The sequence below is a fragment of the Amycolatopsis sp. NPDC057786 genome (assembly GCF_042797905.1).
Classification (GTDB): Bacteria; Actinomycetota; Actinomycetes; order Mycobacteriales; family Pseudonocardiaceae; genus Amycolatopsis.
On the sequence record NZ_JBHVKW010000070.1, the window covers coordinates 1 to 10785 of the forward strand.

Below are 10785 nucleotides of genomic sequence, written 5' to 3' on the forward strand. Positions count from 1 at the left end.
CTCTCGCGACGGCCCGATCCGGCTCTCGTGCACGCGATCCTGCTCGGCCCGGTGCTGACGTGGCTGCACCTGTTCACCGAGACACCGCCTTCGGGTGGGCTGGCGGCTTCGCTCGCCTCACCGCTTCACGCGGCTGTGGTCGCTCTCGGCGCTTAGCGGCCTCCGCGCGCCATGCGGAGTACGTCGAGGGCTTCGTCCAACTGGGCTTCGGTGAGCTTGCCGTTCGCGACGTGACCGCGTTCGATCACGACCTCGCGGATCGTCTTCAGCTCCTTGAGCGCCTGCTTCGCGATGGCGGCGGCTTCTTCGTAGCCGATGTACTTGTTCAGCGGCGTCACGATCGACGGCGAACCCTCGGCGTACTCGCGCGCGCGGTCGGCGTTCACCGTCACACCCGCGAACACCTTGTCCGCCAACAGACGCGAGACCGCCGCGAGCAGCCTCGACGATTCGAGCACGTTGCGCGCGATCACCGGCAGGTTCACGTTGAGCTGGAAGTTGCCCGCCGCGCCGGCGAAGGCCACCGCCGCGTCGTTGCCGATCACCTGGGCGACCACCTGCAGCGTCGCCTCCGGGATCACCGGGTTCACCTTGCCCGGCATGATCGACGAGCCCGGCTGGAGATCCGGCAGCGCCAGTTCGGCGAGGCCGGTGCGCGGGCCGGAACCCAGCCAGCGCAGGTCGTTCGCGATCTTGTTCAGCGACACCGCGACCGTGCGCAGATGCCCGGACGTCTCGACGACGCTGTCCTGCGTCGCCTGCGCCTCGAAGTGGTCACGCGCCTCGGTCAGCGGGAGGCCGGTCACCGAAGCCAGCTCCTGCGAGACAGCCGCGCCGAAACCCTCGGGCGCGTTCAGCCCCGAACCGACCGCGGTCCCGCCGATCGGCAGTTCGCCGAGCCGCGGCAGCCCCGACTTCAGCCGCTCGACCCCGAACCGGACCTGCGACGCCCACGCGCCCGCCTCCTGGCCGAAGGTGATCGGCACGGCGTCCATCAGATGCGTGCGGCCGGATTTCACGATGTCCGCCCATTCGCCCGCCCGCGTCTCGATCGCGGCGGCCAGGTACTCCAGAGCGGGGATCACATCGGAGAGCACTGCTTCCGTCGCGGCGACGTGGATCGTCGTCGGGAAGGTGTCGTTCGAGGACTGCGAGGCGTTGACGTGATCGTTCGGGTGCACGTCGCGGCCGAGCGCCTTCGACGCGAGCGTGGCGATGACCTCGTTGGCGTTCATGTTCGACGAGGTCCCGGAACCGGTCTGGAACACGTCGATCGGGAAATGCGCGTCGTGCTCGCCCTCGGCGACCTCGTCCGCGCCCTTCGCGATGGCCTCGGCGACGTCGGCGTCCAGCACGCCGAGCCGCGCGTTGACCCGCGCCGCGGCGGCCTTCAGCAGGCCGAGCGCGCGGATCTGGGCGCGCTCCAGGCCCCGGCCGGAGATCGGGAAGTTCTCGACGGCGCGCTGCGTCTGCGCGCGGTAGAGGGCGTCGACGGGGACGCGCACCTCGCCCATGGTGTCGTGTTCGATCCGGTATTCCTGTTCAGCCATACCCCAAGTCTCGCGCAGCGCCCCGTGGCGCGCTCCGTGTCTTTCGGCACGCGAGGGCTAGGATCGAATGTGTTCTCGATCACGCCGCCCACCACCGGCCGGGAGAGTGCCGAATGAGCGAGTCCGCTGGGGAAACGTCGTACGACCTCGTCATCATCGGGGCAGGTCCGACAGGCCTGTTCGCCGCCTACTACGCGGGATTCCGCGGCCTTTCGATGGCCGTCGTGGATTCACTGCCGGAGGCGGGCGGGCAGGTCACCGCGATGTACCCGGAAAAGATGATCTACGACGTCGGCGGGTTCGCCGAGGTCCGTGGCCGCGATCTGGTGCAGGGCCTGCTCGACCAGGCCGCGCCGTTCAAACCCGCGTATCTGCTCGGGCGCAAGGCCGAGAAACTCGAGAGCGCCGAAGGCGGCATCACCGTGACGCTCGACGGTGGACAGGTCCTGCGCGCCGGTGCGGTGCTGATCACCGCCGGGATCGGCGAATTCACCCCGCGGCCGTTGCCCGCCGGTGACGGCTGGCTCGGGCGCGGCATGGTCCACTTCGTGCCCTCGTTGAAGGCGCACGAAGGGCAGCACGTGGTCGTCGTCGGCGGCGGGGACTCGGCGTTCGACTGGGTGCTCGCGCTGCACCCGGTCGCCGCGAGCGTCACCCTCGTGCACCGGCGCGCGAAGTTCCGCGCGGCCGAGTCGATCGTGCGGCAGGCGCGGGAACTCGGCGTCCGGATCGTCACCGACGCCGAAGTCACCCGGTTCCTCGACCGCGACGGCACGCTGGCCGAGGTCGAGATCCAGGTCAAGGGCGCCGAACCGGAGATCCTGCGCGCCGACACGGTCGTCGCCGCGCTCGGCTTCACCGCGGACCTCGGGCCGATCGAAAGCTGGGGACTCCAGATCGACCATCGGGCGATCGCCGTCGACTCGACCATGGCGACCCCGCGGGAGCGGGTCTACGCGGCGGGCGACGTCGCGGCGTATCCGGGGAAGGTGAAGCTGATCGCGACCGGGTTCGGGGAAGCGGCGACGGCGGTGAACAACATCGCGGTCATGCTGGATCCGGACGCGCATCTGTTCCCTGGGCACTCCAGTAACGCGGAGTAGCGCGCGCCAGGAAAGGCTCTTTCCTTGCAAAATTTGCAAGGAAAGAGCCTTTCATTGCACTTCAGGCAGGCGGAGCGGGCGTAGGCGGCGTGATCTTCTCGGCGATCCACTGCGCGTAGGCCACCACCGAAGTCGCGATCGACGGCGAGGTCGCGCACACCGGGTCGGCGTTGCCCGGACGGCTGATCGTGCCCAGCAGCACCCACTTCTCGTCGACCTTGGCGATCTCCGGCCCGCCGGAATCGCCGTAGCACGAGCCCGTGTTCCCGCCGGGATTGTCGGTGCACAACTCGACGGCACCGTCGAACTTCGCGGTGCACCGCACGCCTTCGACGATCTTCGTGTCCAGTTGCTGCAGCTTCGCCGGACCCTTGCCACAGCCCGACGTCGGGCAAGTCTGGCCCCAGCCGAGCAGCCGCGTCGGCGTGCCGGGCGCCACGACGGCGCCGATCGTGATCGGCGCCGCCTTCACCGGGGCGGCCAGCCGCACCAGGGCGAGATCACCGCCCGCGTGCTCGGGCTCGGGGTTGTAGGACGGGTTCACGACGATCTCGGCGAGTTTCGCGATTTCGCCGCCCTGAGTGTTGTCGGGGCTGCCGATCCGCGCGCTCAGGTTCGCCGGGTTCTTGCCCTCGACACAGTGCCCCGCCGTCACCAGCCAGTCCGCCGCGATCAGCGTCCCGGCGCAGAAAGCCTTGCCGGAGGCCGAATGCAGCGACGCGATGAACGGATAGGGCTCATCGGCCTCTCTGCCGCCGACGAGGTCGCCCGCGCCCGCGGCCTGCCCGGCAGGCGTGATGACCATCGCCGCGAGCAGGACCACGAGCACGCGCTTCAGCACGGGTTCTCCTTAGGGGAGCGGGGGAACTACGTCGTCTTCCAGCGAATCGTCGAGGTGGCCGTCGAAGTTGACGGACGAGTACGAGCGGAGCTTGGTCAGCCGGTGGTAGCCGTCGATCATCCGGACCGTGCCGGACTTCGAACGCATCACGATGGACTGGGTCGTCGCGCCGCCCGCCCGGTAGTGCACACCGCGCAGCAGGTCGCCGTCGGTGACGCCGGTGGCGCAGAAGAACACGTTGTCACCGCGGACGAGGTCGTCGTTCCCGAGCACACGGTCGAGGTCGTGGCCCGCGGCCAGCGCCTTCTCACGTTCCGCGTCGTCCTTCGGCCACAGGCGGCCCTGCAGTTCACCGCCGAGGCACTTCATCGCGCAGGCCGCGATGATGCCCTCGGGGGTGCCGCCGATGCCGAGCAGCATGTCGACGCCGGTGCTCGGCCGGGCCGCGGCGATCGCGCCCGCGACGTCGCCGTCGGAGATGAAGCGGATCCGGGCGCCCGCCTCGCGGACCTCGGTGATCAGCTTTTCGTGCCGAGGCCGGTCGAGGATGCACACGGTGACGTCGGAGACGCTGGAGTTCTTGGCCTTCGCGACCCGGCGGATGTTCTCCGCGATCGGGGCGGCCAGGTCGACCTTGCCCGCGGCGTCCGGGCCGACGGCGAGCTTCTCCATGTAGAACACCGCCGACGGATCGAACATCGCGCCGCGTTCGGCGACCGCGAGCACGGCGAGCGCGTTCGGCATACCCTTGGCCATCAGGGTCGTCCCGTCGACCGGGTCGACCGCGACGTCGCAGTCCGGCCCGTCGCCGTTGCCGACCTCTTCCCCGTTGAACAGCATCGGGGCTTCGTCCTTCTCGCCCTCGCCGATGACGACGACACCGCGCATCGACACGGTCGAGACCAGCTGGCGCATCGCGTCCACCGCGGCACCGTCCCCGCCGATCTTGTCCCCGCGCCCCACCCAGCGGCCCGCGGCCATCGCGGCGGCCTCGGTCACGCGGACCAATTCCATCGCGAGGTTGCGGTCGGGCGCTTCAGGGCGTCGAGAAGAGCTGGCGGACGAGGTGGGGGTGGGCATGAGGCCTCCCGGGTCAGGAACTCGGCGGGGTCACAGTCTCTCAGATACCCACGGCGGTTCGGTGGCGCAGGAGCATGGTGAACGTCACTGACCGTTGCCGGTCTCGTCCTCGACGGAGGACAGCGCCGCCTCGATCCGCTCCCGCGCGCCCTCGAGGTGGTGCTCGCAGACCTTCGCCAGCTGCTCGCCCTTCTCCCACAGGGCGAGCGACTGTTCCAGGGACAGCCCGCCCGCTTCGAGCTCGCGGACGACCTCGACGAGCCTGTCGCGGGCCTGTTCGTAGCCGAGTTCGGCGGTCTCGCTCACGCTGTGCTTCCTTCTACCGGACGTCGGTGCTTGCCGATACCCGCGCACACTACCGCGCCGGCCATGGCGTTGTCGTAACCCACGAAGGCGAGAGCGAACTCCTGGCCGTCACCCTCCGCGATCGCCGCGACCAGGTTCTCCTGGGCCCGCGCCACCCGTTTGCGGTGCACGGTGCCGTCCGCGAACCACCATCGGGTGCCGACGTGCTCGGCCGTCGCTTCGGAGAGTTTGCGCAACTGGGCGTCGAGACTCCGCTTCGTCGAAAACTCACATCCCGCGAGCAGCACCGTCCAGCACTCCCCGGCCGCGCGGTCGGTCAGCAGCGCGTTGCGCAGCACTTCGGGCGCGTCGGCACGTCTCGCGGCGTCGATGGTCAAAGGCAGGAAACTGGCCGTCAACGCTCCTCCTCCGGCGTATCCGACACGACGGCGCCGAGCGCGCCGTCGACCACGCGGACGCGCAGTTTCGCGCCGTCCGCGACTTCGGAGACGGACCGGAGTACCTGGAGGTTGCCTTCCGCGTCGGTGTACTGCACCACGGCGTAGCCGCGTTCGAGGGTCGCCGCCGGGCCGAGCGCGGTCAGCCGCGCGCGGGCGCTGGCGATCTCGGCCTGGTCCTTCGCGAGCAGGGTGAGCATCGCGCGCCGCCCGCGTTCGCGGTGGATCCCGACGTCGTCGGAGCGCCGCTGGATCGGGCCGAGCGGGTCGGCGAGCACAGGACGGCTGCGCATCTGGTTCAGCAGTCTGACCTGGGTGTCCACCCAGCCGTGCAGCGCGCGGCGGCCGCGATCGCGCATCTGGTGGACGCGCTGGGTCTCCTCGCGCACGTCGGGCACGATCCGCTTGCTGGCGTCGGTCGGCGTCGAACAGCGGAGGTCGGCGACGTGGTCGAGCAGCGGGGTGTCGGGCTCGTGGCCGATGGCGCTGACCACCGGGGTCCCGGCAGCGGACACGGCGCGGCACAACGCTTCGTCGGAGAACGGCAACAGGTCTTCCACGCTGCCGCCGCCGCGCGCGATCACGATGACGTCGACATCCGGGTCACGGTCCAATTTGGACAGTGCCTGGAGGATCTGCGGGACGGCCAGCGAACCCTGCACGGCGGTGTTGATCACCTTGAACGCGACATGCGGCCAGCGGGCCTGCGCGTTCACCAGCACGTCGCGTTCGGCGGCGGACGCGCGGCCGGTGATCAGCCCGATCCCCCTGGGCAGGAAGGGGATCTTGCGTTTGCGTTCCGGCGCGAACAGGCCCTCGGCGGCCAGCAGCCGCCGAAGCCGCTCGATCCGCGCGAGCAGTTCGCCGATGCCGACCGCGCGGATCTCGTTGGCGCGCAGGCTCAGCGAACCGCGGTTCATGAAGAACGTCGGTTTCGCGTGCACCACGACGCTCGCGCCCTCGCGCAGCGGCGGTTCGATCGTGCGCAGCAGGCCCATCGGGCAGGTCACCGACATCGAGACGTCCGCGGACGGGTCGCGCAGCGTCAGGAACGCGGTGTTGGTGCCTTGGCGGGCCGAGATCTGCGTGACCTGGCCCTCGACCCAGACCGCGCCGAGCCGGTTGATCCACTCGCCGACCTTGCGGGCGACCGTGCGGACCGGCCACGGGTTTTCGGCGGTGGTGGACGGACCCGCCGCCGCGGAGGTGGGTTCGGCGCTCACTGGCCTTCCGCGCCGTCGCCGTCGGCCTTCTTCACGTTCCCGATGCGCCGCGTGAGCATGCCGACGAACGAGGCCCTGTCGGCGTTCGCCCGTTCGTAGGTCAGGAGCTCTTCCAGCTGCGCGAGGTCGAACCGGCGCAGGCGGGCGCGCAGCTGCGGCAGGGTGAGCGTGTCGTAGTCGTCGAGCCCGGCCGGACCGGAGGTCACGGGCGCGCTCGCGCTGTCGAACTCACCGTCGGCGTGGTCCTCGGCGAGCGCGCGCTCCTCCTCCGCCCACGGGTCGTCGGTGAGGGTTTCGAGGTCGTGCAGGTGCCCGTTCGTCTCGGCGCGCGGCTCGGGCACCTCGGCGTCCTCCCGTAGCGGGACGACGCACGAGTCGCGCTCGTACCTGCGTTCGCCGAGGTCCGGCGGGAGATCTTCGTCGAAGGTCGCCCAGCTCGGCGTGTCCTCGACCGGGCGGAGCCCCGACAGCGCGTCGTCGCCCTTGATCGCGAGTTCGGTGACGTGCTGCTGGACACGCATGGAGAACTGGAGCACCTGGCTGACCACCGTGACGGGGAGCCCGGTGAGCTGCTTGGGAAGTTCGCGAACCCGCTCGGCGGTGGTGACGGCGAGGCCCGCGGCGACCCGGAGGGGGAGCGGGAGAGGCTTCATGCGTCTAGCCTGCCGTATTCGGCCCATCCTGCCCAACCGAACGGGTGTTTCGGCTCACCGGACGTGACTCCACGCACATCCTTTGGAGGGGTTCCCTGGTCACCTGAACGTGAGTGCGAGGGGCCCCTGGGGCAGCCCGTACCCTGGGGGCATGAGTTCTGCGAGTCCCGGAATCACGCCCGCCGGCAGTCCGACGATCACCGAGTCCGGTGTGCCGGCAGGTGGCAAACGTGTCCTGCTCGCCAAGCCACGCGGCTACTGCGCCGGTGTCGACCGCGCGGTCATCGCCGTCGAGAAGGCACTCGAGCTCTACGGCGCACCGGTGTACGTGCGCAAGGAGATCGTGCACAACCGGCACGTCGTGGACACCTTGCGCGAACGCGGCGTGATCTTCGTCGACGAGACCTCAGAGGTGCCGGAAGGCGCGCTCGTGGTGTTCTCCGCGCACGGCGTCTCGCCCGCGGTGCACGCCGAGGCCGCCGAGCGCAACCTGCGGACCATCGACGCGACCTGCCCGCTCGTGACGAAGGTGCACAAGGAAGTCAACCGGTTCGCGAAGGACGACTACGACATCCTGCTGATCGGTCACGAAGGCCACGAAGAGGTCGAAGGCACGGCCGGCGAGGCTCCCGACAAGGTGCAGCTCGTCGACACCGCCGAGGACGTCGACAAGGTCGAGATCCGCGATCCGTCGAAGGTCATCTGGCTGTCGCAGACCACCCTTTCCGTCGACGAGACCATGGAGCGCGTCGACCAGCTGCGGGACAGGTTCCCCGGCTTGGCCGACCCGCCCAGCGACGACATCTGCTATGCCACCACGAACCGTCAGGTCGCGGTCAAGGCCATGGCCGCCGAGTGCGACCTGGTGCTGGTGGTCGGTTCGCAGAACTCGTCCAACTCGAAGCGGCTGGTCGAGGTCGCGCTGAAGGCGGGGGCGCGCGCGTCGCACCTGGTCGACTTCGCGCACGAAGTCGACGAAGCGTGGCTCGAAGGTGTCGAGACCGTCGGCGTCACCAGTGGCGCTTCGGTGCCGGAGGTGCTGGTCATGGACCTGCTGGCGTGGCTGGCCGAGCGCGGCTGGGACAGCGTCGACGAGGTCACCACGGCCAACGAGAAGATCGCGTTCGCGCTGCCGCACGAGCTGCGCAAGGCCGCTAAGGCCTGACGTTCCTTACGAGAAAGGGCCGTCCGAGGAAGTCCTCGGGCGGCCCTTTCTGCTGGTCAGAGGCTCAAGTGAGAGCAAAGGTCCCTTGCTTCACCGCTCGTCGTCCCACGGACGGCGGCGGGGCGGCTGCCCTCCGCGGCGCGGATCGTCCGCACGCGGCGGACGGCGGCGCGGGGCACCGGGGGCGCTTTCGCCGCGGGGATCGCGACGGCGCGGTTCGCCGTCTTCCGGCGGACGCGGCCGCCGGGGCTGGCGTCCGGGAGGCGGCGGTTTGCGGGCGCCGGGCTCGGCGTCGCGGCGGGGACGGCGCTCGTCATCGGCCGGTGGGCGACGGCGCGGCGGCGCACCGTCACGCGGCCCGCCGTCTCGCGGGGCACCACGGCGGGAAGGTGGGGGCGGGGTCTGGCCGGTCCGGGACGCGGGACGGCCACGGCCCGGCGCGGCGGCCGCGGCGGGCCGGGCGGCGGGCTTGCCCTCGTCGCGACGCTCGGGTTTGGTACCCGGCTTCACCTTCACCGGAGCGTCGGGATCGCGCTCGCGGTAGATCCGGAAGATACCGATCGCCAAGGTGACGCCGGTGGTGATGGCCATCGTCGGGAAGCCGTTGATCAGCGGCGTGCCGACGTCGAAGGCTCTCGACAGCAGGTCCGTGCCCTTGCTGCCGTCCGAGGTCAGGAGGATGACCCCCGGGACGGTCACGGCGAGGACCAGGGGCGGCTGCACCATCGGGCCGAACAGCCCGCGGCGCTGGACGGCCACCACGGCGGCCACCGCGCCGAGCGCGTAGCACGCCTTGAACAGCAGGCCCAGGTCCTTCTGCATCATCATGTCGACGAAGGCGCCAAGGATGGCGAGCCCGAAGCCCACCAGGACGGCCGCCCACCAGGGCAGCCCCCGCCTGGCGCCGACGAGCGGACGCTCGTCCCAGGCAACGGGGACGTCGTCGGCATCAGGATCGCTCTGGCGATCGCGAATCGCGGTCACAGGTCCCACCGTATATCCAAGCTACGGGCATACCGCCAACAGGCGGTGTGTCTATCGCCTGGTAGTGGTCATTCCGGACCACCCGGACGGACTGTCCGGATGCTTACCGGAAGTACTACGAGTGAGGGACCCGCAAGGTTGTCGGACAGGCCGAACTGGAGCTTGCTCTTCCGGAAGTCGCAGGTAGGGAAGGTGCGGTCGGTGCGATGAGCACTCGGGAAGGTGGCGTGGTACTCGGATCGGCGGCGACTTCCCCTGTGGCTACTCGACGTGCTTGTGGAGCGCGTGAGCGCTACCGCGAGTGAGGGGTGTGTGGAAATAGGGACGTTCAACGTCCCTATTTCCACACACCTCCTCGCATCCCGGGGCGCGGCACGCGGGACTGTGTGGATTTCTGGTCGTCTAACGCCCCAAAATCCACACGGTGGACGTCCTTGGGGGCGACGTGACCTTGCCTTACCTCTTGTTGTTGCCTTGCCCCTCGAGAGAACGGTTCTGGCCACTCACGAGGCCGGGAGTTCGTCCGCCTTCCTGATCAGCGGGACCGGCGCCGGGCTGCCCGCGGCGTCGGTCAGTGGCGAGACCGTGCTCCGGAAGCTCTCGAGCGCCTCCAGCTCTCGCCGCCGGGCCGAGATGAAGCGCTGCAGGTGCGTGCTCGACAGGTTCAGCGCGTCGATCGCGTTGCCCGCGGCCCGGTGCGCGGCCGCGGCGCCCGCCCGCACCTGCTCGACGTCCTCGACCAGCGCCCGTTCGGTCGCGGCGAACAGCGCGGCGGACGCCAGTACGGCGAACCCCGTCGGCCCGCAGAGGAACACCCGCCGGTCCAGCATCCAGCGCAGTAGTTCCGGGTCGGTGTCCAGCGCGGCGACCACGGCCGCGTCGGACGGGACGAACATGATCGTCCCGTAGATCGCGTCGGCCCAGCGCTGGTAGCCCTTGCCCGCCAGCTCGGCCGCCCGCGACCGGAGCTGCCGGACGTGGACGCGCAGCGCGTCCAGCCGTTCTTCGGGGTCGTCGGTCTCGACGGCCTCGGCCCAGCAGGCCATGCTCGCCTTCGCGTCCACCGGCACGGTCCGGCCGCCGCCGACCCGCAGCACCATGTCCGGTTTCGCGGCGCCGCCGCCCGCCAGATCCGTTTGCAGCGTGAAGTGCAGCTCCTCGCGGAGCCCGAGCGCTCGTGCGGTCTCCAGGAGGACTTGCTCGCCCAGCTCGCCCCGGCCGCTGATCGACGCGAACGCGACCTCGTACCGGCGCAACGCGAGCTGCTGCTGATCGGCCTTCGCCCGCTCGGCCGCGACCTGTTTCGCCGCCGCGTCCGCCCTCCGCATGCCGTCGTTGTACAGCCGCCACAGCAGCGCGACGGCCGCGAGCAGCAGCAACGCGAGCACGACGGCCGCGGTGGTGATCACCGTCGCCACCGGTACCTCCCCTCCGGATTCGAGT

Annotated in this window: 11 protein-coding genes; 2 read left to right on the plus strand and 9 right to left on the minus strand. The window is 70.2% G+C overall.

The features are described 5' to 3' along the window. Window positions 1–152: 152 nt before the first annotated feature. A complete protein-coding gene (locus ACFVM3_RS28800; protein WP_378443107.1) occupies window positions 153–1550 on the minus strand; it encodes a class II fumarate hydratase in 1398 nt (465 codons plus the stop codon). Between the two features lie 113 nt (window positions 1551–1663). Here ACFVM3_RS28800 and ACFVM3_RS28805 point away from each other — a divergent pair, with 113 nt between their 5' ends. Beyond that, window positions 1664–2653, plus strand: a complete 990-nt coding sequence (locus ACFVM3_RS28805; RefSeq protein ID WP_378443108.1) for an NAD(P)/FAD-dependent oxidoreductase — start codon at window positions 1664–1666, stop codon at window positions 2651–2653. Between the two features lie 61 nt (window positions 2654–2714). On the opposite strand, the gene ACFVM3_RS28810 is transcribed toward ACFVM3_RS28805, so the two are convergent. From ACFVM3_RS28810 to ACFVM3_RS28835, 6 genes are all read right to left on the minus strand, one after another. Next, window positions 2715–3494 carry a S1 family peptidase gene (locus tag ACFVM3_RS28810; protein WP_378443109.1) on the minus strand — a complete coding sequence of 260 codons (780 nt, stop codon included), beginning with the start codon at window positions 3492–3494 and terminating at the stop codon, window positions 2715–2717. A 9-nt stretch (window positions 3495–3503) separates the two neighbouring features. Beyond that, window positions 3504–4574 carry a class II fructose-bisphosphatase gene (glpX, locus tag ACFVM3_RS28815; protein ID WP_378443110.1) on the minus strand — a complete coding sequence of 357 codons (1071 nt, stop codon included), beginning with the start codon at window positions 4572–4574 and terminating at the stop codon, window positions 3504–3506. A gap of 84 nt (window positions 4575–4658) precedes the next feature. After that, window positions 4659–4880, minus strand: coding sequence for an exodeoxyribonuclease VII small subunit (locus ACFVM3_RS28820; protein ID WP_125674025.1), 222 nt, complete (start codon window positions 4878–4880; stop codon window positions 4659–4661). Beyond that, on the minus strand, window positions 4877–5278 hold the full coding sequence (locus tag ACFVM3_RS28825) for a hypothetical protein (protein ID WP_125674024.1): 402 nt from the start codon (window positions 5276–5278) through the stop codon (window positions 4877–4879). The genes ACFVM3_RS28820 and ACFVM3_RS28825 overlap by 4 nt, the downstream gene beginning before the upstream one ends. Next, window positions 5275–6540, minus strand: a complete 1266-nt coding sequence (gene xseA, locus ACFVM3_RS28830) for an exodeoxyribonuclease VII large subunit (RefSeq protein WP_378443111.1) — start codon at window positions 6538–6540, stop codon at window positions 5275–5277. Before xseA ends, ACFVM3_RS28825 begins: the two co-directional genes overlap by 4 nt. Further along, a complete protein-coding gene (locus tag ACFVM3_RS28835; RefSeq protein WP_378443112.1) occupies window positions 6537–7193 on the minus strand; it encodes a lipid droplet-associated protein in 657 nt (218 codons plus the stop codon). Before ACFVM3_RS28835 ends, xseA begins: the two co-directional genes overlap by 4 nt. A gap of 151 nt (window positions 7194–7344) precedes the next feature. Here ACFVM3_RS28835 and ACFVM3_RS28840 point away from each other — a divergent pair, with 151 nt between their 5' ends. Continuing rightward, window positions 7345–8358, plus strand: coding sequence for a 4-hydroxy-3-methylbut-2-enyl diphosphate reductase (locus ACFVM3_RS28840; RefSeq protein WP_185927417.1), 1014 nt, complete (start codon window positions 7345–7347; stop codon window positions 8356–8358). A 90-nt stretch (window positions 8359–8448) separates the two neighbouring features. Here ACFVM3_RS28840 and ACFVM3_RS28845 read toward each other — a convergent pair whose 3' ends face one another. After that, window positions 8449–9342: a DUF6542 domain-containing protein gene (locus tag ACFVM3_RS28845; protein ID WP_378443113.1), complete on the minus strand. Its 894-nt coding sequence runs from the start codon at window positions 9340–9342 to the stop codon at window positions 8449–8451. Window positions 9343–9845: 503 nt separating this feature from the next. Next, entirely contained in the window at window positions 9846–10760 is a 915-nt protein-coding gene (gene rmuC / locus ACFVM3_RS28850) for a DNA recombination protein RmuC (RefSeq protein ID WP_378443114.1), read from the minus strand. Between the last annotated feature and the right edge of the window lie 25 nt (window positions 10761–10785).

Coding starts and splice junctions, on each gene's coding strand:
- ACFVM3_RS28805 (WP_378443108.1), top strand. CDS start 1,664: ATGAGCGAGTCCGCTGGGGAAACGTCGTACGACCTCGTCATCATCGGG.
- ACFVM3_RS28835 (WP_378443112.1), bottom strand. CDS start 7,193: ATGAAGCCTCTCCCGCTCCCCCTCCGGGTCGCCGCGGGCCTCGCCGTC.
- ACFVM3_RS28840 (WP_185927417.1), top strand. CDS start 7,345: ATGAGTTCTGCGAGTCCCGGAATCACGCCCGCCGGCAGTCCGACGATC.
- glpX (WP_378443110.1), bottom strand. CDS start 4,574: ATGCCCACCCCCACCTCGTCCGCCAGCTCTTCTCGACGCCCTGAAGCG.
- ACFVM3_RS28800 (WP_378443107.1), bottom strand. CDS start 1,550: ATGGCTGAACAGGAATACCGGATCGAACACGACACCATGGGCGAGGTG.